The 22,557-nt window shown below is 44.4% G+C and carries 27 protein-coding genes; all 27 read right to left on the reverse strand.

Annotated features, from left to right (window positions below):
* Positions 1-5: 5 nt before the first annotated feature.
* The 27 genes from OKX00_RS13185 to codY all read right to left on the reverse strand — a co-directional run bounded on the left by OKX00_RS13185 (position 6) and on the right by codY (position 22,548).
* A complete protein-coding gene (locus OKX00_RS13185) occupies positions 6-1,058 on the reverse strand; it encodes a protein-glutamate methylesterase/protein-glutamine glutaminase (RefSeq protein ID WP_265407663.1) in 1,053 nt (350 codons plus the stop codon).
* On the reverse strand, positions 1,046-1,930 hold the full coding sequence (locus tag OKX00_RS13190; RefSeq protein WP_091005449.1) for a MinD/ParA family protein: 885 nt from the start codon (positions 1,928-1,930) through the stop codon (positions 1,046-1,048). Before OKX00_RS13190 ends, OKX00_RS13185 begins: the two co-directional genes overlap by 13 nt.
* The gene (flhF, locus tag OKX00_RS13195) at positions 1,923-3,047 is read right to left on the reverse strand and encodes a flagellar biosynthesis GTPase FlhF (RefSeq protein ID WP_265407664.1); all 1,125 of its coding nucleotides are present in this window, start codon (positions 3,045-3,047) and stop codon (positions 1,923-1,925) included. Before flhF ends, OKX00_RS13190 begins: the two co-directional genes overlap by 8 nt.
* Positions 3,044-5,077 (reverse strand): flagellar biosynthesis protein FlhA, encoded by a 2,034-nt coding sequence (gene flhA, locus OKX00_RS13200; protein WP_265407665.1) that lies wholly within the window; start codon positions 5,075-5,077, stop codon positions 3,044-3,046. The genes flhF and flhA overlap by 4 nt, the downstream gene beginning before the upstream one ends.
* A gap of 30 nt (positions 5,078-5,107) precedes the next feature.
* The gene (gene flhB / locus OKX00_RS13205; protein WP_175501852.1) at positions 5,108-6,181 is read right to left on the reverse strand and encodes a flagellar biosynthesis protein FlhB; all 1,074 of its coding nucleotides are present in this window, start codon (positions 6,179-6,181) and stop codon (positions 5,108-5,110) included.
* Between the two features lie 5 nt (positions 6,182-6,186).
* Positions 6,187-6,957 (reverse strand): flagellar biosynthetic protein FliR, encoded by a 771-nt coding sequence (fliR, locus tag OKX00_RS13210; RefSeq protein ID WP_265407666.1) that lies wholly within the window; start codon positions 6,955-6,957, stop codon positions 6,187-6,189.
* A gap of 4 nt (positions 6,958-6,961) precedes the next feature.
* Complete coding sequence (gene fliQ, locus OKX00_RS13215) at positions 6,962-7,234, reverse strand: flagellar biosynthesis protein FliQ (protein WP_053354481.1); 273 nt, start codon at positions 7,232-7,234, stop codon at positions 6,962-6,964.
* A gap of 17 nt (positions 7,235-7,251) precedes the next feature.
* Complete coding sequence (fliP, locus tag OKX00_RS13220) at positions 7,252-7,872, reverse strand: flagellar type III secretion system pore protein FliP (protein WP_231689253.1); 621 nt, start codon at positions 7,870-7,872, stop codon at positions 7,252-7,254.
* A gap of 52 nt (positions 7,873-7,924) precedes the next feature.
* Positions 7,925-8,602, reverse strand: a complete 678-nt coding sequence (locus OKX00_RS13225) for a flagellar biosynthetic protein FliO (RefSeq protein ID WP_265407667.1) — start codon at positions 8,600-8,602, stop codon at positions 7,925-7,927.
* Positions 8,603-8,620: 18 nt separating this feature from the next.
* Positions 8,621-8,983, reverse strand: a complete 363-nt coding sequence (locus OKX00_RS13230) for a response regulator (RefSeq protein ID WP_053354484.1) — start codon at positions 8,981-8,983, stop codon at positions 8,621-8,623.
* A gap of 18 nt (positions 8,984-9,001) precedes the next feature.
* Positions 9,002-10,144, reverse strand: a complete 1,143-nt coding sequence (gene fliY / locus OKX00_RS13235; protein ID WP_265407668.1) for a flagellar motor switch phosphatase FliY — start codon at positions 10,142-10,144, stop codon at positions 9,002-9,004.
* A gap of 1 nt (position 10,145) precedes the next feature.
* Positions 10,146-11,132: a flagellar motor switch protein FliM gene (gene fliM, locus OKX00_RS13240; protein WP_265410539.1), complete on the reverse strand. Its 987-nt coding sequence runs from the start codon at positions 11,130-11,132 to the stop codon at positions 10,146-10,148.
* A 30-nt stretch (positions 11,133-11,162) separates the two neighbouring features.
* A complete protein-coding gene (gene fliL / locus OKX00_RS13245) occupies positions 11,163-11,606 on the reverse strand; it encodes a flagellar basal body-associated protein FliL (RefSeq protein ID WP_265407669.1) in 444 nt (147 codons plus the stop codon).
* Positions 11,607-11,822, reverse strand: a complete 216-nt coding sequence (locus OKX00_RS13250) for a flagellar FlbD family protein (RefSeq protein ID WP_062231759.1) — start codon at positions 11,820-11,822, stop codon at positions 11,607-11,609.
* 49 nt (positions 11,823-11,871) lie between these two features.
* Positions 11,872-12,678, reverse strand: coding sequence for a flagellar basal body rod protein FlgG (gene flgG, locus OKX00_RS13255; protein WP_265407670.1), 807 nt, complete (start codon positions 12,676-12,678; stop codon positions 11,872-11,874).
* A 33-nt stretch (positions 12,679-12,711) separates the two neighbouring features.
* A complete protein-coding gene (flgD, locus tag OKX00_RS13260) occupies positions 12,712-13,179 on the reverse strand; it encodes a flagellar hook assembly protein FlgD (protein ID WP_265407671.1) in 468 nt (155 codons plus the stop codon).
* Between the two features lie 3 nt (positions 13,180-13,182).
* On the reverse strand, positions 13,183-14,400 hold the full coding sequence (locus OKX00_RS13265) for a flagellar hook-length control protein FliK (protein WP_265407672.1): 1,218 nt from the start codon (positions 14,398-14,400) through the stop codon (positions 13,183-13,185).
* A gap of 19 nt (positions 14,401-14,419) precedes the next feature.
* The gene (locus OKX00_RS13270; RefSeq protein ID WP_265407673.1) at positions 14,420-15,037 is read right to left on the reverse strand and encodes a MotE family protein; all 618 of its coding nucleotides are present in this window, start codon (positions 15,035-15,037) and stop codon (positions 14,420-14,422) included.
* 15 nt (positions 15,038-15,052) lie between these two features.
* Positions 15,053-15,490: a flagellar export protein FliJ gene (fliJ, locus tag OKX00_RS13275; RefSeq protein WP_265407674.1), complete on the reverse strand. Its 438-nt coding sequence runs from the start codon at positions 15,488-15,490 to the stop codon at positions 15,053-15,055.
* Between the two features lies 1 nt (position 15,491).
* Entirely contained in the window at positions 15,492-16,808 is a 1,317-nt protein-coding gene (gene fliI, locus OKX00_RS13280) for a flagellar protein export ATPase FliI (RefSeq protein WP_265407675.1), read from the reverse strand.
* On the reverse strand, positions 16,798-17,580 hold the full coding sequence (gene fliH / locus OKX00_RS13285; protein ID WP_265407676.1) for a flagellar assembly protein FliH: 783 nt from the start codon (positions 17,578-17,580) through the stop codon (positions 16,798-16,800). The genes fliI and fliH overlap by 11 nt, the downstream gene beginning before the upstream one ends.
* Positions 17,573-18,586: a flagellar motor switch protein FliG gene (gene fliG, locus OKX00_RS13290; protein ID WP_248252579.1), complete on the reverse strand. Its 1,014-nt coding sequence runs from the start codon at positions 18,584-18,586 to the stop codon at positions 17,573-17,575. The genes fliH and fliG overlap by 8 nt, the downstream gene beginning before the upstream one ends.
* A 10-nt stretch (positions 18,587-18,596) precedes the next feature.
* A complete protein-coding gene (gene fliF / locus OKX00_RS13295) occupies positions 18,597-20,186 on the reverse strand; it encodes a flagellar basal-body MS-ring/collar protein FliF (protein WP_265407677.1) in 1,590 nt (529 codons plus the stop codon).
* A 115-nt stretch (positions 20,187-20,301) separates the two neighbouring features.
* Positions 20,302-20,604 carry a flagellar hook-basal body complex protein FliE gene (gene fliE, locus OKX00_RS13300; protein ID WP_062231741.1) on the reverse strand — a complete coding sequence of 101 codons (303 nt, stop codon included), beginning with the start codon at positions 20,602-20,604 and terminating at the stop codon, positions 20,302-20,304.
* A gap of 17 nt (positions 20,605-20,621) precedes the next feature.
* Positions 20,622-21,077: a flagellar basal body rod protein FlgC gene (gene flgC / locus OKX00_RS13305; protein WP_265410540.1), complete on the reverse strand. Its 456-nt coding sequence runs from the start codon at positions 21,075-21,077 to the stop codon at positions 20,622-20,624.
* A gap of 3 nt (positions 21,078-21,080) precedes the next feature.
* Positions 21,081-21,467: a flagellar basal body rod protein FlgB gene (gene flgB / locus OKX00_RS13310; RefSeq protein ID WP_265410541.1), complete on the reverse strand. Its 387-nt coding sequence runs from the start codon at positions 21,465-21,467 to the stop codon at positions 21,081-21,083.
* A 301-nt stretch (positions 21,468-21,768) separates the two neighbouring features.
* Entirely contained in the window at positions 21,769-22,548 is a 780-nt protein-coding gene (codY, locus tag OKX00_RS13315; RefSeq protein ID WP_265407678.1) for a GTP-sensing pleiotropic transcriptional regulator CodY, read from the reverse strand.
* Positions 22,549-22,557: the final 9 nt, after the last annotated feature.

Consider the following 22,557-nt stretch of genomic DNA (forward strand, 5'->3'; position numbering starts at 1 on the left):
CCTGTCTAAACAAAATTTAAAATACTGTCAGCAACATCTTTAATATGAACAACTTGATCTACTACACCGGTAGCAGCGGCTGCTTTTGGCATGCCGTATACGACGGAAGACTCTTCAGACTCCGCAATGATCAGCGATGGCCCTGCTTTTTTTATTGCTAAAATGCCGGAAGAACCATCCGAACCCATACCCGTTAACACAACAGCCATCGCATGGCACCTTACAGCAGATGCACTGTTAAACAGAACATCCACAGAAGGCCGGTGTCCTCTTACGGGATCACTCGTATTTAATGATATAGCCAGTCCTTCTCTATCCTGCCTCAGTTCCACATGATACCCTCCTGGTGCCAGATAAGCTGTTCCCGCCCTTAACATCTCGCCGTCCACTGCTTCTTTTACCTTCACTTTTGATATGGAATCAAGCCTGTCGGCAAGCGAAGCCGTAAATCCTTTCGGCATATGCTGGACGATAACGATAGGCAGGGATAAGTTACCCGGCAGCTTGGAAAACACGTGGTGAAGAGCTTTAGGGCCCCCGGTAGAAACACCGATTAAGATCACCTTTTGGCCGGCCGGCATATGTAATGTTGAAATCATCTTTCCGGTATTAAAACAATTATTTGAATGTCTATCCGCTGAGCTGTCGCCAATTTTTCTATTCTTGAGCGCCGATCTAACTTTTAGAATCAGTTCCACCTTCACTTTTTCGATATCCAAGGAAATCGCTCCCGAAGGCTTTTCAATAAAGTCAAACGCCCCGGCCTCCATTGCAAGAATTGTATTGTCGGCCCCAGTTTTTGTTGTGCTGCTGAGCATGATGATCGGTATCTCTTTCAAGGCTGTAATTTTTTTTACCGCCTCTATTCCGGTAAGCACCGGCATCTCAACATCCATTGTTATGACGTCCGGATTAAGATCCATCGCCTTGCTGAACGCTTCTTCCCCGTTCCTTGCTGAGCCGACAACCTCAATGCCTTCTGCAGAATTCAGCATATCGCTGATCATCTTTCGCATAAAAGCAGAGTCGTCAGCCACCAAAACTTTTATCTTTTCCAAGATTCATCTCTGCCTTTCTTAAAAAAAGCCGTGAGCCTTTCAATAAAACGCTGATAGCTAATAGACTGTTCTTCTTTCACATTCCCTGAGAACTGATGTGCCGCTCTGATGATCCCAGCACTTGCTGGTGACCGGGGCTGGTGCAGCAGAAACGGTTTCTGCCGCTTTACAGCGAGCTGAACGGAAGGATCAAAGGGAACAGATCCAAGATTCTTAATCTCTTTGTTAAGAAACTCACTTGTAACCTTTGCCAAACGCTGATGAACTTCCATTGCCTCCCGGGTACTCCGGCATTGATTGACTACCGTAAAAACCGGAAGTTCAGGGCATCTGGCATGAAGCATTTTGATCATAGAGTAGGCATCGGTAACAGACGTAATCTCCGGGGTTGTAACAAGGATAGCTTCATGCCCGGCCATGATAAAATTCAGGCTTGTCTCTGAAACACCCGCCCCGATGTCAAAAACGATATATTCATAGATACTGGAAAGGTCCTGGAGCTGCGCAGCAAAGAATGCTGATTTTCTTTCGTCCATATCAACCATCCGGGTGAGGCCGCTCCCCCCGGCAATAAAGCTTAGATTGCCAGGGCCCTTTTCAATGATTTCCCAGATAGAAAGACGCTGGTCCAGAAGGTCAACGATCGTTCTACGAGAAGGGGACCCTAGCAGAAGATTGACATTTCCCATCCCGATATCAAGGTCGACCAGCAGCACCCTCTTTCCCAGCTTGCTAAGTGCCAGCGAAAAATTCACCGCTACGTTGGACTTGCCTACTCCGCCCTTTCCGCTCAAAACGGAAAATACTTTCGTCGGCTGATCAGATGAAGCTGCTTCTATCTTCAAACGCAGAATTTCAGCTTGATCACGCATTCACTTTTGCCTCTATGAACATTTCAATGATATCTTCCGGTTTTGGTTCAAATATATCGTCAGGAACATTTTGTCCATTTGTAATATAAGCGGCTGATATACGCTCCTCGATCAAGAGGTTCATCAAGGAACCGAGCGATGACGTTTCATCCTTTTTTGTAAAAATATATCGATCAATACCCGCTTCTTTAAATTGCTCGATCGTCTTTTTCATATCTTCAAATTTGGATGTTAATGATAAGACCAGATAGTTCGTCATCTCATCTTTTGATTCCAGAAGGCCCTGAAGTTCATGGACGTACGTGCTGTTCAGAAAATTGCGGCCCGCACTGTCGGTCAATACCAGATCACACTCGCTGAACTCCCGTTTTGCCAGCTGAAAATCTTCTGCACTGTGCGCTACTTTTATCGGCACATCTAAAATGGCGGCATAAGTTTTCAACTGCTCAATCGCAGCGATCCGGTAAGTGTCTGTTGTGATAAAAGCAACCTTTTTCCCATCATTCAGCTTGGCTTTTGCTGCCAGCTTCGCCAAGGTAGTCGTCTTGCCAACTCCCGTCGGTCCCATGACGTTTAAATATTTTGTTTCATAGTTAAAACCGTTCCATCCATCATTCGTGATCCGGCTGAGCATCCAATCTGAAATCCAGGGAAACCAATCAATGTCTTTCTTTTCGCTGCCATGCAGCAAGTCACACTTCTCTGCCATCTCTGAAACGATTGAGGCAATCACAGATTCACTCAGACCGCGATTCCGTAAGAAACCTTCCCAGAACTGGATGGATTCATCGATGACAGGTCCGGAATCCCCAGATGACAATCGTTTTACCATCTGTTTCAATTCATTGATGTCTTGGGTTAAACTCTTCGCAATTTTGTCTGGTTCATTCTGCAAAAGAGGACTATCTTGTCTGTTCACCGGATGTTTTTTGGTGGCAGGCACCGGTTCTGCATCAAGAAGAGCAACTACTTCAATGCTCGTCTTTGTAAAGAACCCCATAAAACCACCGGTCTGGACTTCCCGGCTTTGCAAAATGACCGCTTCACTTCCAAGCTCTCCCCGAATTTTTTTCATAGCTTCCTGAATGGTAGGAGCGCTGTATTTTTTCACCTTCATATATTCACTACTCCTATGCTTTGAACCTCCAGCTTCGGCTCCAGCTCGTTATACGATAAGATGACAAGATCAGGCATGTAGCGTTCGAGCAGCTGCCTTACATACATGCGCACTGCGGGCGAACAGAGGAGGACCGGCGTTTGCCCAAAACTCCTGCTTTGTTCAAGCTCTTTTGAGATATGGTCAAAAATAAGCTGAGAATCTTGCGGATCTAGCGACAGATAATTGCCATGCTCTGTTTGCTGTACGTGATCTGCTATTCTTTTCTCGACCGATCCGCCCAGCGTAATGACTTTTAAAGGCTGATTATCCTGTCCGTATTGTTTTGATATCTGTCTTGAAAGGGCCTGCCTTGCATATTCAGTCAATAGATCAATATCTCTGGACATTTTTCCGAAATCAGCCAGCGTCTCAAAAATAACAGGGAGATTTCGGATGGATATTTTTTCTTTTAATAATTTAGACAGTACTTTCTGAATTTCCCCGACAGAAAGCGGATCAGGTGTTACTTCCTCAATCAGTGTAGGATAGCTTTCTTTCATATGGTCGATGAGCTGCTTTGTCTCCTGGCGGCCGATCAGTTCGTGAGCGAATTTCTTAATGATTTCGGTCAGATGGGTAGAAACGACGGACGGGGGATCCACTACGGTATATCCCGACATTTCTGCCCGTTCCTTCATGTCTTCGGAGATCCATTGGGCTGGGAGTCCAAACGCGGGCTCCACTGTATCTATCCCTTGAATCGCTTCATCTTCAATTCCCGGGCTCATCGCCAGGTAATGATCCAGAAGCAGTTCCCCTTGCGCCACTTCATTGCCCTTGATCTTAATTCTGTATTCATTCGGCTGAAGCTGAATATTGTCACGAATCCGGACAACCGGAACAATCATGCCAAGTTCAAGTGCCAGCTGCCTTCTGATCATGACGACCCGGTCCAGCAGGTCCCCGCCCTGATTGGTATCTGCCAGAGGAATCAGGCTATACCCAAACTCAAATTCAATCGGGTCGACCTGCAGCAGGCTGATGACACTTTCCGGACTTTTAAGCTGTTCTGTTTGAATGTCTTCTTCGATGACTTCATTCATTTCCTTTTGTTGATTTTCTGCTTTTATCAGCAGATATCCGCCGATCGCGATAAGGCCTCCAATGGAGATGGTGACAAAATCGTTGATCGGTGTGAAAAGCCCTAAGGCGATGATGGTAGCGGCTGCCACGATGAGCATATGAGGATAGGCTAGAATCTGTCTTGAAATATCATATCCCAGATTTCCTTCAGAAGCGGCTCTTGTAACAATGATCCCGGTGGCGGTAGAAATAATCAATGCCGGAATCTGGCTCACAAGCCCGTCACCCACCGTCAGCAATGTAAACGTGTGCGCGCTTTCGGCAAAACTTAATCCCATCTGAGTCATGCCGATAATAATACCGAACAGCATGTTGATCAGGACGATAATGATCCCGGCAATGGCATCTCCTTTTACAAACTTACTTGCACCGTCCATCGCCCCGTAGAAATCTGATTCCCGCTCTACCTTTTCTCGTCTTTCTTTCGCTTCACGGTCTGAGATCATCCCTGCGTTCAGGTCAGCATCGATACTCATCTGTTTCCCAGGCATCGCATCCAAAGTAAACCTGGCCGCCACTTCAGAAACACGTTCTGATCCTTTTGTGATAACGATAAATTGAATGACTACTAGTATAAAGAAGACGACAATTCCGACTAAAATATTGCCTCCTACCACAAACTCTCCGAATGTATGGACCACGTTCCCCGCTTTTCCGTACCCCAGAATAGACCTCGTCGTCGATACATTCAGACCGAGCCGAAAAAGTGTTACGAGCAGCAGCAATGAAGGAAAAATGGAAAACTGCAGCGGCTCCTGCATATTCATAGAAATTAATATGATGATAAGCGCCAATGTGATGTTGATGATGATAAAGAAATCGAGCAGCCATGTAGGCAAAGGAATGATCAACATGGCGATGATCATGATTACCCCGACTAAAATGCTAATATCTCTTGCTTTCATTTTTTCCTTCTCTCCTTACATTTGCTGCACTTATTTCTTTAAATGGTAGACATAAGCCAATATTTCAGCGACTGCCTTAAACAGATCTTCAGGTATAACATCACCGATTTCAGCCCGGCTGTAGAGGGTTCTGGCGAGCGGCCTGTTCTCGACTAAAGCCACCCGGTTCTCCGCGCCTATTTTTTTTATTTTTTGCGCGATCAAATCTACTCCTTTAGCTACGACGACAGGAGCTTCCATTCTCTGATCGTCATATTTTAATGCGATTGCATAGTGGGTAGGATTGGTGATGATCACATCGGCTTTTGGCACTTCCTGCATCATCCTTCTCATGGCCATCTGTCTCTGTTTCTCTTTAATCTTTGACTTGATTTTCGGGTCACCCTCTGATTTTTTGTATTCATCCTTGATGTCCTGCTTGGACATCCGGATGCTCTTCTCAAAATCAAATTTCTGGTACATAAAATCAAGCAAAGAAAGAAAGAGAAGAACGAGAGAAGCATAAAACCCCATTTGAAAAGCCAAACCGCCAAAGATGCCAAGTGCAGATTCCAGGCTGACCTGCGATAATTTCATCAGCTGGTCTTTTTTATTCCAGATCACCAGAAAGGTAACTGTTCCGATAATGGAAATCTTCAATATGGATTTAATTAGTTCGACCACTGCTCTCATGGAATAGATTTTTTTAAACCCTTGCAGCGGATTGAGCCTTTCAAGCTTCATCTGGACAGCTTCTGCCGAGAACAAAAATCCGGTCTGGATAAAACTCGCAAAAACACCAGCGGCTAGAACAGTCAGCAATACAGGAAGAACGATGCCTGCTGACTCCTCGACGAGATGGACAAACAGCATTTGAACATTTTCTTCTGTCGGCTCGAGCGACAAACCGTTCTGCAGCGAATAGTTCACGAGGTGAAGCAGTTTCCCGGCGGCCGTCTTGCCGGTGAACCAAAGCATTAAAAAAGCGGCGAATAAGGTAACCGCAGTGTTCACGTCCGCGCTTTTGGCAACCTGTCCTTTTTTCTTGCTTTCTTCTTTTTTCTTTGGTGTGGCTTTTTCGGTTTTCTCGCCTGAAAAGTACTGCAAATCAATGTGTAATGGCATGGGTATCACTCCTGAAGCAACATGAGCAGCTTCCTCATGGCCTGTGACATCTCATCACTCAAGTACTGTACGCTCATAAAAAACGCCGGCATGATGACGAACAAGATGCAGAATGCTGCAATAATTTTTATCGGAAGGCCAACTGCAAAAATATTGACCTGAGGAACAGTCCGCGCAACTACTCCTAAAGCGAGATCGACGAGAAACAACGAGCCTACAATCGGGAGCGCCATCTGAAATGCGATAACAAACATGGCAGAAAACACGGAGACTGCGTGCCTTGCAACTTCTCCATCTCCCCATCCAAAATGCATGTCAGTGAGAGGTACAAAAGAATAGCTGTAAAATAATCCGTCGATCAGCATGTGATGGCCGTTCAGTGCAAATAGAAACAAGATGGCCAGATTGTATAAAAATTTACCAATCAGCGGTGTCTGAACTCCTGTTTGCGGATCAAACACCCCGGCGATGGCGAACCCCATCTGCAGATCGATGAATCCCCCTGCAACCTGAATCGAAAAGAGCAGGATGGAGGCAATCAGACCAAGCGACAGGCCGACAAGCGCTTCCTTAAAAAGCAGGACGATGAAGTCGCTGTTAACTGAAACTTCAGGGGATCCAAGGGCGTAAAGCATGATCCAGGAAAGGAAAACAGCCAGCCCTGCCTTATGTACGTTCGGTATGTTTCTATAAGAGAAAATCGGTACGGTTGCAAAAAAGGAACCGACTCTGACTAAGATTAATAGAAAAGCAGGGAACGAATTCAAAAAATCCATGCTGTTACAAACCTACAAAGTGATTTAAATTATTAAATATTTCATACGTGAACGTTACCATTTGAGAAAGCATCCACGGCCCGAAAAATATGAGTGCGATCAGCACCGCTGCTATTTTAGGGATAAAAGCCAGTGTCTGCTCCTGAATCTGGGTGGTCGCCTGAAAGATACTGACGATGAGACCGACAACCAGGGCGATTACGAGGAGCGGACCGCATAACAGGAGTGTCGTGTAGACTCCTTTTTCAGCAATGGATATAACAAATTCTGAATTCATACGATACACCTACTTGTTTAATAGCTTAATAATAGAGATTTCACAATCAAGTACCAGCCGTCAACGAGAATAAACAGCAGGATTTTAAAAGGGAGCGAGATCATGACCGGCGGAAGCATCATCATACCCATCGCCATCAGAACACTTGCCACTACCATATCGATAACAAGAAATGGAACAAAGATCATGAATCCCATCTGGAAGGCCGATTTCAATTCACTGATCGCATAGGCAGGGACGAGGGCCAATAACGATATATCCTTTATTTTTTCTGGCTTCTTCGCACCGGAGTAATTCAAGAAAAGCTGGAGATCCTTTTCCCTCGTATGCTTTGTCATGAATTCCTTTAAAGGCAGAGTCCCTTTATCAAAGGCTTCCTCCTGTGTAATCTTTCCTTTTATGAGCGGGCCGATCGCATCATGGTTGATCTCCTGAAAGGTGGGGGCCATGATGAAAAATGTCAGGAAGAGTGCGATGCCGACAAGTACCTGGTTGGGAGGCATCTGCTGGGTCGCCAGTGACGTTCTTACAAAAGACAGAACGATTACGATTCTAGTAAAACACGTCATGAGAATTAAGATGCTGGGTGCCAGTGATAAAACCGTCAGCAGAAGCAATAACTGTATCGTGGTTTCCATGCCGCCAGAGCTATGATTGTTTAATAGATCCAGGTTGAGTCCTGGCAGTAGATCACTCATCCGCTTTTCCTTTCTTGCCAAGCATTTTTAACACTGATTTCCTCTCGGTTGTCATTTCTTCAAGCTGCGCTTTCATGACACTGGAAAAATCAGCAGAAGGTGAAGCCGACTGTCTTTTTTTCTTAAGGCTGTTCCACACTTCTCCCGCCCTCATCGGCAGTTTCGGCGTTTCTGCCGGATCCTGCCTTAGCAGTTTCTCAACTTCCTCCTCGTCGGTTACTTCCTTCAAAAGAGTGACCGATTCACCGATCCCGACAATAAGGACACTTGAGCCGACTTTGACAGCCTGTATGGATCGGTTGGCACCGACACCGATACCGGCAACAGACTGCAGAGCCTTTCCTTCTTGAAAGTTCTTCGTTCTGCGCTGAATAAATTTCAGTAAATAAATCAATAGAAACAGTACAAATCCCAGGGCGATAATAACCTTAACAAACGTGAGAAAACTGCTTCCTCCGCTCGTAAGGGAAGACTGTTCCTGAACATTTTCCTGCTTCTTACCGCTTTCGCTTTTTTCTGCCTTCTTATCCAGACATTCATAAACGGTCTTGCATTCTGCAGAAGAGGCTCGGGAACTTCCTCCTTCTTCTGCAGAAACAGCTTGATATCCGTTAAAAAGGAGCAGAAAGGAGAAAAGTACGATTGTCGTGCACCTTATAAACTTGCTCAATTGCTGCACCACCTGATGTTAACTTAATGTTTTATTGATCGCTTCAATAACCCTGTCAGCCTGAAACGGTTTGACGATAAAATCTTTTGCCCCAGCTTGGATTGCATCGATGACCATCGCTTGCTGTCCCATGGCTGAGCACATAATCACTTTCGCGTTCGGATTGATCTTCTTAATTTCTTTTAAGGCTGTGATGCCGTCCATCTCAGGCATTGTGATGTCAAGAGTAACAAGGTCAGGAGCCAGTTCTTTAAACCTTTCAACCGCCTGCAGCCCGTCTCCAGCCTCTCCGCAAACCTCAAAACCGTTCTTGACAAGAATGTCCTTTACCATCATTCGCATAAACGCTGCGTCATCTACTACTAAAATACGTTTAGCCATTATTTTGCCTCCTTGTTATTATCTTAAATTTTGAAGTCTGTCTCTTCTGCTTACGATTTCGGTGACTCTCACCCCGAAGTTTTCATCAATGACGACCACTTCACCCTTGGCGATCAGCTTCTGATTCACAAGAATATCAACCGGTTCTCCTGCAAGCTTGTCCAATTCAAGAATAGAACCTGGTGATAATTCCAGAATATCCTTTATGCTTTTCTTCGTTCTTCCCAGCTCGACTGTTACCTGAAGCGGGATATCCAGCAGCATATCAAGGTTTTTCGTTTCTGTGAACGTGCTGCCGCTTTCTTCAAAGTCAGAAAAGATGGCCGGCTGTACTGAAACGGTTCTTTGCTGAGGTGCTGGTTCAACAGCCTGCTCTGCTCTTGGAACTTCGTTGGCCACAGGCTGCTGATTATGGATGGAAACTTGCTCTTCCATTACTGGATGCGCCACCGGAACACTCTCCGGAATATCAGACGGACCAGCTGCCATCGGCTCAGGATTCATGAGCTCTTTTACTAGATTTTGTGCAAAATCTGTATGTACGAGCTGCATAATATTCGAGTCGATGAGGCCACCTACTTTCAGGCGGAACGAAACTTTTATAAGGATGTCTTCATTCGAAATGACAGGGGCCGGGGAATCGATGTCTAAAAAGTCAATTGTAGGCGGTGAAATATCCACCCGCTTATTAAAAATCGTAGAAAGCGACGTGGAAGCTGATCCCATCATCTGATTCATCGCTTCACCCACCGCACTGAGCTGCAGTTCCCCAAAGTCAGGTGAAGGATTTGTTCCGTCTCCTCCAAGCATGAGGTCTGCGATGATCTGAGCATCAGAAGTCTTGATCACAAGGAGGTTTGCTCCCTGAATGCCTTCCACATATTCCACCTGTACTGCCACGTGGGGAATCGGGAATTCATCCTTTAATTTTTCTTTCGTTACCATCGAAACAGCCGGAGTTGTAATCTGCACTTTCTGGTTCAGCAAGGTTGAAAGCGCTGTTGAGGCACTGCCAAAAGATATATTTCCGATCTCTCCTAGTGCATCCTGTTCCATTGGACTCAGGTAATCTTCAATCGAGACATCGTCTTCTGAAGAAGAGTCTCCTCCGTTCAGCAATGCATCAATTTCATCTTGCGAGAGCATATTTCCGCCTACCATGTCACTCTTCCCCCTCTAATTGCTCTATGATCTGCACAGCCATCCGGTTTTTCGATTTACCGGGCTGGGCTAAGAATTTCTTGTTGTTTTCCACAAAAACGTCCAATGGTTCATGGATTCCTTTGTTTAGCTGGATGATGTCACCTGAGTCAAGCTGTAAAAACTCCTCCACCTTCATATTTGCAGAACCAAGTTCTACTACCATCGGCAGCGGTGTCTGCCTGATTTTCTGTTCGATCAGTGCAGCCTCTTCCGGCATGCTGGCTTTTTGATTGTTCTGCATCCAGTAATGAACAGAAAGCTTCGGTATGATCGGCTCCAATACCACATGAGGAAGACAGACGTTCATCATCCCGCTCGTTTCTCCGATCGTTGTTGTCAACGAGATAACAACCACTGTTTCATTAGGCGAGACCATCTGCAGGAACTGAGGATTCACTTCAAAATCCAGTACAACGGGATCGATTTCCATCACATTGTTCCAGGCTTCCTTGTAATTCGCCAGTGCACGTTCAAAAAGCTGAGAGATGATCTTCGTTTCTATTTCTGTCAGGCTGTCTACCTTGTTCATGCTTGCCCCGTAGCCGCCCATCAGTCTGTCTAGCATCGAATAAGCGATGTTGGGGTTGACCTCAACGAGCAGCCTGCCCTCAAGCGGATGGGCTTCAAAAATATTTAAAATTGTCATCCGCGGAATGGAGCGTATAAATTCTTCATAAGGCAGCTGATCGACTGACGCCACTGATATTTGCACATAGGTTCTGAGCTGAGCTGAGAAATATGTCGTCAGCAGCCGGGCAAAGTTTTCATGCACCCTCGTGATGCTTCTAATCTGATCTTTTGAAAAACGCAGTGCCCGTTTAAAATCATACGTTCTGACTTTTTGTTCTTTCTCTTCTCTCTTCAGCTCTTCCGCATCCATTTCACCTGTGGAAATTGCAGAAAGCAGCGCATCAATCTCATTCTGGGAAAGTACTTCCGCCAACAGCCTCACCCCTTTTCTATGATGAATTTTTTTCTATTGAATAATCTTTTCAATCGTGTAAACTCTTTTAATCTTGCCTTCCTGCATCAGTTTACTAACCTTGCCTTTCAAGGTCCCCTCAAGATGGTTGATCCCTTTTTGGCCTTGCAGGTCACCGGCTTTCATTCCAGACAATTCATAGATAATAATGTTGTTTACTTGGAACAGCCTTTTTTCCAGCTCAGCTTTTGCATCTTCAGTGTCAGCCTGAATTCTGAACTTAATCTTAATGAAAGATTGGTCAGCCAGATTCGTCGTGATCTCTTCCGTCTCAACTGTTACCTTATCCAATTCTTCAGCTGAAGGTTCGGCAACCGCTGCGGTTTTTGATGGCATCTGGAAGAAAACATAATAGCCGATCCCCCCCATGATGACCAAAGCGGCCAGCATGGCGATAAGAATTGGTTTGCCCTTAGACTTTTTAACTTCTTGTTCCATTTACAAATCCTCCTTCTTCAACCCCTGAAGGTGAAACGGAGAAATCTTCCGGTAAAAGGAGACAGCTTTTTCTGCAACCTCAGTTTCTGATTCTTTCACCACAAACTTTTTTCCAGAAGTCAGTGTAATGGTCGTATCAGGAAAAGACTGGACTTGTTCAATAAAGACAGCGTTTAAAGTAAATGTCTCTCCGTTTAATTTAGTTAACATAATCATATTATGGGATATAAGTAAGAGGTTATCTTACTCCATCCTCCCTCCCAGCTTATCGTTTGAGATTGACTAGCTCCTGTAAGATCTCATCGGATGTTGTAATAATCTTTGTATTTGCCTGGAATCCCCTTTGAGCGACAATCATCTCCGTGAACTCTTCTGACAAATCAACGTTCGACATTTCAAGAGCACCAGATACTAATGACCCAACACCTTTTGTCGAATCACCAGGCTTACTTAATGCAACAGTGTCATTACCAGAGTTTTTTGTAACTCGATATAAGTTAGATCCAGCTTTTTCTAATCCTGCTGGGTTTGGTATCTTTGCAAGCGCAATTGGATTAGTCGGATTATTAGTACCCGCTCCTCCAACTACTGTTATAGAACCATCTGCTCCAATACTAAAACTGCTAGCATCAGTAGGAATTTTTAGAGCTGTACCCGCGGAGTCGAGAAGTTTAAATCCATCTGAGTTTACTATGCTTCCATTTGCATCAAGATAAAAATTTCCCGCTCTTGTTAAAAATTTATCTCCATTTCCATTTACTACCACAAAATACCCATCTCCAGATATTCCGAGGTCTAAAGCTCGACCTGTTGTTTGTAAGCTTCCTTGAGTATCAATAGTATCAATCGCTGCCATTTGCGAACCCAATCCTATTTGTTTTGGATTGGTGCCACCTATATTAGTCCCCGGAGCACCTGCACCGGAAATCTGCTGGCTTACAAGATCTTTGAACGTCGTCCGGCCTTTTTTGAAGCCATAGGTATTAACGTTGGCAATATTGTTGCCGATCACATCTAGTTTGGTTTGAAAGTTTTTCATTCCGCTGATTCCTGAATACATTGAACGTAGCATTATTTGTTCCTCCCCTTAATTAACGGATTGCCTTTATTTATTTGCCTGTACATCTTCATTCGAGACTTTGGTGATCGAATTACTTCCGATTACGTTTCCGTCGGCCAGCTGGAATTTAGCTTCTCCGTTTTCAAACAAGACGGCTTTTACCTTACTTTCTTTTGATTCTGTTTTTACCGCCCCTGGCTCATCCTGTGTTTCTTGCAGATACGTAATGTTCTTACCGATTAAACTGCTCTGCTGGATGAAAAGATTGTCATACTGCTGAGCGATAAATTTATCGAAGCTGCTGCTCATATTGGTCATCTGCTCCAGAGAAGAAAAGGTCGCCATCTGCGAGATAAACTCTTTATCTTCCATAGGGCTCGAAGGATCCTGATTCTGCAGCTGCGTCATCAATATTTTCATGAAATCGTCTTTTCCCAAAATGTTCGAACCCGTTTGGCGCTCTTTTTTTTGAAGGTTTGACAGGTAAAGATCATTGCTGATTGATGATGCCATCTTTTATTCCCCGCTCTCTAATTCATCCAACAGGTCACTGAACAGTTCATCCTGTACACCGTCATCCTGCGGCTGTTGCTGATGTTGATGCTGCTGATGAGGCTGCGGATTCGTATCCTGCTGCTGAAATTTTTGTTCCTGCGGCTGTTCCAGGACAACGATCCGGTCCAGCTGAATGCTGTTTCCATGCAACGCGTTCTTTAATACATGAATTTGGGATTCCATCATTTCTTTTGCACCGACGCTGCTCGTAAGAATTCTGGCTGAAAGCTCACCATTCTTTGAGATGAGCTCAATGTTCAATGTGCCTAAATGCTCCGGAGTCAGCCTGATGTTCAGCTTTGCCATACCGTTTGAAGAAGCCGCAAACTTCCCTGACAAAATAATGTTTTGAAACTCTTTTACAAATTGCTGCTGAGCTGCCTCACTGTTTCCTGATCTCGGCGCATGCAGAACAAATTGTTCCATAGGCGGCATATAAGCAGGGGTCTGAGCAGCTGAGAAAACCGGTCGGTCGGTTTGTTTAGTTGCAGTACTATTCCATTGAAACGGCATAACCGGCAGTTCTTTTTTCAGAACAGCACGTTCCATTTTATCGAAAAAGGTTTGAGGATCCAGCGCCTTAAATGGTTTGCCACTGTTTTTCGTCTCCTGTTTATGCAGTTGTTCTATGAGCCCTATTAAAATAGCTTTTGCTGACTTTACTTCCTTTTGGTCTCGTAAAATCGGGAACAGATGCTCAATGCTTTTTTTAATTTCAGGTATTTCAAATTTAACAGGGTCACTCGTCTTGATTGGATCTGTATTCTGTGTTTCTTTGCTGAACTGATGAATCAGTACCGTGATAGCTTTTACTGCAGGCGGAGATTCACTTTTTATCATTTCTGCAACACTCGTTCCGCTTTGGAAGAGCTGTTCGATCTGATGTACGAGGTCCGAAGGCAGCTTCGCTAATAAAGCCTGTACGTCCGGTAAAACCAAGTCCCCTTTCTGAAGAGGCTGATCCTCTTTGTCCAGTGCATGAAGAATAGTTTTAAGCAAACTTTCTAACGATACATTCTCCTGCTTATGCGGAACAGCTGATGCTAAAGCTTGCAGCGCGCTTTCTGACTGTGCAAGACTTATAGAAAACAGAGAAGCCTCCATCTTTTTTTCAGGTTGTTGAGAACCAGACTGCTGTATAACAGATCGATTTCCTAGTAAAGCAATGGGTAAATTCACGTTGAATCACCTCCTCTAATTACTTTGTTTTCAGCATGAGAGTAAGTTCAGCAGCCTTGGAAGGGTCCATTTTCGCAAGAATGCTTCCTGTCACTTCGTCATCAAGCATCTGCAAGATTTCCACTGCATCTTTACTTTTCATTTTAGAGAGGATATCGGCTGAATTTTTTGGTGACATCGTGTTATACCATGCCGCTATTTTCTTTTTATCCGGATTCTGCTGTGAGGAACCTGCCCCTGTATTGCTTGAGTTCTGTGTCTCGCTTGAACTTTGTGCAATTCCTGATTCCGATTGCTTTTGTGCGGCAGCAAGATCTGATTTCAGGCCCTCTGCCTCGGTTTCTTTCTTATCAACATCACGCTGCAGAAGCTTGATCATTCGGTCGCGGTCTCTCACCTTCTTTTTCCAGTACGCCTCCGATTGTGCGTTCTGATCAGCTGGATTTACGGAGCTGTCACCTTTATCGATGAGGGATGACACAACAGGGATGCCGCTTCCGATCTCTTTCGCTTTATCACCGATATTCACACCCATGAACAAAAGGATCAGTGCCAGGATGACGATAACAAATATCGCGGGCACTACGATGACGAGCAGGATCCAGGAGAACCGGTTTGTCTTTTCTTTTCTTTCCAACGAGTTCACCTAATTTCATTGGTTAATGTAGCGCAGAATGGAAAACTCATCATTTTGCTGATTTTCTATTCCAGTCACGAACCGCTGGTAATCAGCATGTTGTTTTTCCTTCAGCTTTTCATATTTCTTTACTTCGATGGTTTTTTCGACCAGTTCTTGCTGTGTGATATTCATGATCTCCCGGGCCTTCTGCACCTGTGATTGAACCATGCTGATCTTTTGAGTCAGAGAAAGCAGAAAACGCTGTGTCTGCTGAAGCTCATTGATCACCAGCCTCGTCCTGAACTGTTCATCCGAATGCTGTTCTATTTCCTCTTTTTTCCTGAGAAGATCATAGAGTGATTGCGCCAAGCTCTCAAACATTCTTACGCTCTCGCCGTACTCAGACTCCGCAGCTTCTTTTTCTTTCGTTTTTAGAGCCAAGATTTTTTCCATCTTAAACTGAAATGCCATGTTACTGTTCTCCTCCAAACTCACTCAGCAAGCGATAAATCGAGTCATAGTATGAAGCCTTTTCATCAACTTCCTGCTTTAAGAAAGACAGGATTTTAGGGTAAGCTTCAATGGCTTTGTCTATTTTTTCTGATGATCCTCTTTTATAGGCTCCGATGGTGATCAGATCCTCCGCATCCGTGTAGGAGGCGAGAAGTTCGCGAAACCGGCTGGCTGCTATCCGATGGTCGCTGTCTACAATATCACTCATTACCCTGCTGACACTTTTCAGCAAGTTTACCGCAGGAAACTGGCCTTTATTAGCCAGGTTCCTGTCCAGTACGAGGTGACCGTCAAGTATCCCTCTGACAGTGTCAGATATGGGTTCGTTCAGATCATCTCCATCTACAAGCACTGTATAAAAAGCTGTTATGGATCCCTGGACATCCGTACCGGAACGCTCTAAAAGCTTCGGCAGCATTGCGAATACCGATGGTGTGTATCCTTTCGTTGTTGGCGGTTCACCGACAGCAAGCCCGATTTCCCTCTGTGCCATGGCAAAACGGGTGACCGAATCCATCATCAGCATGACATCTTTTCCAAGGCTTCTGAAGTATTCCGCAATGGCCGTGGCGGTCAGTGCACCTTTAATCCTCATCAGCGCCGGCTGATCAGAGGTGGCGACAACAACCACTGATTTTCTGAGTCCCTCTTCTCCAAGATCTTTTTCGATAAAATCCATTACCTCTCGCCCACGTTCCCCGATAAGGGCGATAACATTGAGATCGGCAGTAGAGTTTCTAGCGATCATCCCCATCAAGGTTGACTTTCCGACCCCGCTTCCAGCAAAGATACCTACCCGCTGGCCTTTGCCAACCGTGAGGAGACTGTCGATGGAACGCACCCCAAGTTCGATGCTTTCCTGTATCCTCGGCCGTCTCATCGGGTTTGGCGGGTCATTCTCAGAAGGGAAACTGCTTAATCCTTTCAGCATTTTACTTCCGTCCAATGGGTTCCCTAAACCGTCAAGCACCTGTCCGATCAATGCGTGGCCCGCCTTAATCTGAACCGGGCGCCGCGTCGCTTCTACGAGGCTGCCTACTGATATGGATTTTAGTGCCGTAAACGGCATGAGAAGTACATTTTCTTCATTAAACCCGACGACTTCCGCCTTGATCTTATGATGGTTGCTGCTCCCCGTATGGATATAACACATATCCCCAATTGAAGCTTTCGGGCCACGGGATTCAATCATTAAACCTACCACTCTCGTAACCTTTCCAAAGCGCTTGTAGGTGTCGATCTGATCAATACTTTCCAGAAGGCCATCAGTGTTCATCGTTTTGATCACCTATCGTTTCTATCAGCTTTTCTTTCAATTCATTGAGCTGGCTGTCCATGCCTCCCTCAATTCTGCCAAACGGAAATTCGACAACGCAGCCGTTTTCGCTGAGTTTTTCATCCGGATAGATATACAGGACGGATGTGTGCATCAAAACGTTTTGTATTTCCTGTTTGGCGTTCAGTGTCGTTTCATACCAGTGCGGATGGACATATAATTTCACTTCAGGATAATCTCTGACTTCTTTTATGAGACCCTTTAAGACCACGGTCCATGCTTCTTTATTGTCTGTCAAAAGTTCACCAACAAGTTTTCTGGCCATCTTTGCTGCCAGTTCGATAATAACGGGTTCAGCAGACTCAATTTGCTGCTGATAATCCTGCTTTGAGCGCTCTACCGTTTCCCTTGCATGACCCAGTAAACTCTCATAACTTGATCGTCCTTCTATCAAACCTGCCTCAAACCCCTCATGAAAGCCTTCTTTTCTAGCTTCATCTCGCTCTATGATGACCTGTTCGTTCCATTCTTTTTTGCTGTTTTCCAGGAAAGCTTCATGTTCCCTGCGTTCCAGTGCCATTCTTGAGGTCATCTCTTCATAGCTTCGTTCCGCTTCCTCCAAAATGTTCTGCGCTTTCTGCTTGGAGATCTCCATCCTGGATTCAGGCGTAAGATGTTCCTGTTCCATTATTTTTTGCTTTATTTTTTTGATTCCGATTGTACGATTCAAGTCCTGGGTCTCTGCAAAAGAAGATTTAATGATCCTAGACAATAATGTCATCTCCTCCGCCTCTTGCGATTACAACTTCACCAGCATCCTCCAGTTTCCGGATGATTCCGACAATTCCGGATTGTGCTTCTTCTACATCACGCAGCCTGACTGGACCCATAAATTCCATCTCTTCTTTGAAATTCTCCGCCATACGCTGGGACATGTTTTGGAACAAAATTTCTTTAACTTCCTCACTTGCTGCTTTAAGTGCAAGGAGCATATCTTCGTTCTGCACTTCTCTGATTACGCGCTGTATTGCACGGTTATCAAGGATGACAATATCTTCAAAAACAAACATTCTCTTCTTGATTTCTTCTGCAAGCTCCGGGTCTTGAATCTCAAGCGCATCAAGAATGGTTTTTTCCGTCGCCCGGTCTACTCCGTTCAGCACATCCACAACAGATTCTACACCGCCAGCCTGCGTGAAGTCCTGGCTTACGGTAGCAGAGAGTTTTCGTTCGAGGATTTGCTCTACTTCATTAATGATCTCAGGAGAGGTGCGGTCCATGATGGCGATCCTTCTCGCGATGTCCCCCTGCAGCTCCTGAGGAAGTTCTGAAAGAATCTGTCCTGCCTGTGATGAATCCAGATAGGACAGGATCAAAGCAATAGTCTGTGGATGTTCATTCTGTATGAAATTAAGAATCTGTCCAGGATCCGCTTTTCTTGCAAAATCAAACGGCCTTACTTGCAGGGTGGATGTAAGCCGGTTGATGATATCCATCGCTTCCGACCGGCCTACAGCCTTTTCCAGGACAGTTTTAGCGTAACCGATACCCCCCTGAGAAATATAATCCTGTGCAAGAGCTATTTGATGAAATTGTTCAATAATGTTCTCTTTCACTTCTGAATCTACTTTTCTAATTTGTGAGATATGTAGCGTCAGGCGCTCGATCTCATCTTCATTTAAGTGCTTGTATACCTGGGCTGCCACATCGGGTCCCATAGAAATCATCAGCATGGCAGCTTTTTCTTTTCCATTCAATTCCTTGGCGGCTTTTGCCATAACTAACCTCCTATTCTTCGGATAGCCACGTGCGGAGCAGCTTGGCAAACTCTTCAGGCTTTTCCTTTGCCATTTTTTCAAGTTGTTCTTTTCGGACTGTTCCCTCAGATTCCCGGTCCATGTTCACATCTGGTATATTAAAGAACTCTTGCTCGAAGACGACATCTTCTGATACCGGCTCTTCTTCTTGCTTCTTTTTCATGAGAAGAAGGATTAAGAGAAGAATGATAACGACCAGCAGAATTCCGCCAGCAATGTAGATCCAAACCGGAATAGCTGAGTTAGCCGATGCCGCCGTTCGCTGCTTGCCATTAAACGGTTTGGCTGAAACAAATATCTTTTGGTTGACCTGCTGCTGCGACAGGTTTGCGGCTGTATCTTTTGAGATGCTGGTCCTGACAATATTTCCAAGCATCTGCTGGATGTCATTCAGTGTTCCTTGCTGCAATGAAGTTGGATCGTTTGGCTTAGGCGGCTCTACCATAACCTGAATGCCCAGATCTTTAATCTCGTAAGGACTTTTAACGATCTGTCTTTTTATCCGGTTAACCTCGTAGTTAATTCTGTCTTCTTCTTTTTCATAATCGCCGTTGGATCCGTTCGCTCCGCCCTGATAGGTTGGCACATCGCTCTGGCCTGTGTTGTCGACCCCTCCAGGAACCGTTCCGTTCCCTGTGAACGTTTCTTTGACTTTTTCAGCACTCAGCTTTATGCCTTCCATCTTGTCCTTATCGACAGGCTCAACGAGTTTTTCTTCTCTTTTTTCTTTTGTAAAATCAATATCAGCTGTAACGGTGGCCACCACTTTATCCGGCCCCATGATCGTACCGAGCATCTGCTGCACCCTCGTTTGGAGATCACGTTCGATATCCTGCTTGATCTGGCGCTGTTCTTCGTATGCCGTCATATCGGAATTCGAGTTTGTCTGGTCAAGCGAAAAGGTATTGGAATATTGATCGGATATCACGATATTCTCGACCGGCAGATTCGGAACGCTTTTAGAAACAAGATGGTACAGTGATTTAACTTCGCTTTGATCAAGTTTATACCCTGGCTTCAGTGTTAGAACGACTGACGCTGAAGATGTATCTTTCTGGTCATTCACCCAGATGCTCTTATCCGGTGTTGTGATCATCACACTGGCTTCTTCTACACCATTTATGCTTTTGATCAACTTTTCGATCTCTGTCTGTGTTGCTTCTTTTTCTAAAACGCTGAATTCGTTGTCCGTCATCCCGAACCCTTTGTTCTCTCCGAAGTAAGAGTAATCAATGCTTCCACTTTTCGGTATGCCCTCTGAAGCAAGTTCGACTTTCAGCTGGTCAACTACACCTTGAGGAACAGAGATGACCTTGCCCCCATTAGAAAGCTCGGACGTGATTCCTTTTGAATCAAGGCTTTCTTTAATTTGACCGGCTTCCTGGGGAGATAGGTCAGAATATAACGGGACTAGTTTCGGTTTTGCTATAAACGTAAACAGAAATGCGGCTGCTATAATAACAAATGCGATGGAACTGATCAAAATGATCTTTTGCTTTTTAGGGCGCTCTTTAAAATTCACATAGATTCTGTTCATAGTGCTCTTCAGTTTTTCAATCATCGTTTCCCCCGATTAACAATCTCCTCAAGGAAATTCTCTTCTTTTTTTATTTTAAAAAAGTGTTTTCTTCCTACCCCTATAAACCAGCCTGACTATCCGAAAAATTTATTGAATGTTATATTTGTGTACGCATTACCTCTTGATAAGCCTCTATGACCTTATTTCTGATTTCCAATGTTGTTTGCAAGGTTAAGCTGGCTTTCTCCGCAGCAATCATGACTTGATGAAGATCGGTAGTCTTGCCGGTTACCAGATTTTCAGTAGCAGTGTTGGATGCCGTCTGGGAGTCATTGACTTTATGGAGCATGTTGTTCAGCATGCCCGCGAATGATTTCTGAGCATCTGCAGGAGTTTGCTTTCCGGCGGAATACGCATTCTTTACCAGGCCTGCTGCTGATGTAACATTTATAGTATTCATATGTATCTCCTTTCCTTCTATCTACCTATTTCCAAAGCTTTTAAATACATTCCCTTAGCTGCATTCAATGCCGTCACGTTGGCTTCATAAGACCGAGTAGAACTCACTAGATCTACCATTTCTTTTAAAGGATCCACATTAGGAAGTTTTACATAACCGTTCTTATCCGCATCCGGATGATCAGGCTGATACACCATTTTAAATGGTGTTTGATCATCTACTATTCCATCAACCTTTACTCCTCCACCTGTACCTCCTGAGCGGCCGTCCACGGCTGTTTGAAACATCGTGCTGAATGAAGACCCATGCGGTTCTGTGACGACCATTTTCCTCCGGTAAGGCTCCCACTTTCCATTAACCAGTTTTCCTCTCGTTGAATCTGCGTTTGCAATGTTGGAGGACACCACATCCATTTTCAGGCGCTGTGCTGTTAGAGCTGAAGCGGAATTGTTTAATGCATCGAACATACCCATCAATTACTTGCCCCCTTTAATAACCATTTGCAGTGAATTGAATTTTCCGTTCAGCCTTTGAACCAGGGCCTGGTTCAAGATCTGGTTCTTCGCCAGATCGGCCATCTCTTTATCTAAATCCACATTGTTCCCGTTGTTGTTCATCATTGTACTGCTGTCCCTTGTCACGGCCATGCTTCGGCCTCCAGACGTACTGAATGGAACATGCCTGCTGCTCGTGCGGTAAGCTGTTAAACTTCCATCGAGCTCAGTTTGAAACTCTACCTTCTTTGCTTTGTAGTTTGGCGTATTGATATTTGCCAGATTGTCAGTTATTGTTTTTTGTTTTAACGCTGTGGCATCCAAGCCTCTTTCAAGCATTTGAAAAATAGAACTAGAAAACATTACTATATCCCCTCTTTTTTACTACTAAATTTTAAAAAGAGTACCAAAAGTTACCGATATTCCATATTTTAAGGCATAAAACCAAAAAGTGTCTATGTATTTTTTACCAAAGTGACTTTTTTCGATAAAAAGAACTACTTTGTGTCCAGGTCTTTAGGCCTAATAAGTTATTACTAGAAGCCTGATACACAAGGATTTATTGGATCTGAAATGTCTTGGGACCTTTGCACGGTTCGACAATTTCATCCCATACAAAAAACCCATCCTGCTTTTTAGCAGAATGGGCTCCTTGTGTATGACATGATCTTCAGCTTGTTTTAAGTTTTGATAATTCGAGTAAAAATTTATCATTAAGCACTTTAATGTATGTGCCTTTCATACCGAGAGAACGGGATTCGATAACACCTGCACTTTCAAGTTTACGAAGAGCATTTACGATAACAGAGCGGGTAATCCCAACACGGTCAGCGATCTTACTTGCGACAAGCAAGCCTTCGTTTCCTTCAAGCTCTTCGAAAATGTGCTCAATTGCTTCTAGTTCACTATATGAGAGTGAACTGATCGCCATTTGAACGACAGCCTTATTTCTAGCTTCTTCTTCAATCTCTTCGGCTTTTTCATGCAGAATCTCCATTCCAACAACAGTGGCTCCATATTCTGCCAGCAACAGATCATCATCATTGAAAGAATTGGTTAGGCGGGAAAGAATCAGCGTCCCAAGACGCTCTGCTCCACCGATAATGGGAACAATGGTCGTTAATCCAGAAGAGAAGAGTTCTTTGTTCTCGACCGGAAAAGCCGTATATTCACTTGCAATATCCAAGTTAGATGATGTTTCTGTAACATTAAACAAACCTTTTGTGTACTCGGAAGGAAATTGTCGTTCCTCGAGCATTTTTTTCATTCTCTCATTTTCAATTTCTTGTTTCAAAGAAATTCCAAGAAGCTTTCCTCTTCTGCTGACAACAAAAACATTCGCTTCGATAACATCCCTGAGAGTTTCCGCCATTTCTTTAAAATTGACGGGCTTTCCTCCGGATTGTTGCAGCATCGCATTCAGCTTTCTTGTTTTTTCTAATAAATTCATTTTTCATTT

The sequence above is a fragment of the Fictibacillus sp. KU28468 genome, assembly GCF_026153615.1.
In the GTDB taxonomy this organism is placed as follows: domain Bacteria; phylum Bacillota; class Bacilli; order Bacillales; family Fictibacillaceae; genus Fictibacillus_C; species Fictibacillus_C marinisediminis.